Origin of the sequence: Affinundibacterium nitidum, from assembly GCF_014284155.1 — a bacterium.
Lineage (GTDB): Bacteria > Pseudomonadota > Gammaproteobacteria > Burkholderiales > Burkholderiaceae_D > Undibacterium > Undibacterium nitidum.
Window position 1 is genome coordinate 1 of record NZ_JACOFZ010000079.1, and the last position, 204, is coordinate 204.

A 204-nucleotide genomic window follows, 5' to 3' on the forward strand; every position below is an offset into this window, starting at 1 on the left:
AGGTGTAACTCACCACGCCTGTGCTGGAGTTATAACCTGTTAAGACCAAGCTGCCCTTGCCTGTCGTGATCGTGATCGGTGTGCCACCTAAAGCATTTAATTGCGCCAAGGTGACGTTGGTGCCACCCACCGTAATGCTCGCTAAACCAGCTGGCGCACTGACCGTGAAGCTGTTTGCTGTTGCAGTTGCCGTTTCTGCTACCG

At 53.9% G+C, this 204-nt stretch carries 1 protein-coding gene; it reads right to left on the reverse strand.

Annotated elements, in window-relative coordinates:
* Positions 1-204, reverse strand: a 204-nt coding sequence (locus H8K36_RS19120; RefSeq protein ID WP_186918104.1) for a hypothetical protein, incomplete at both ends; no start/stop codon positions are given.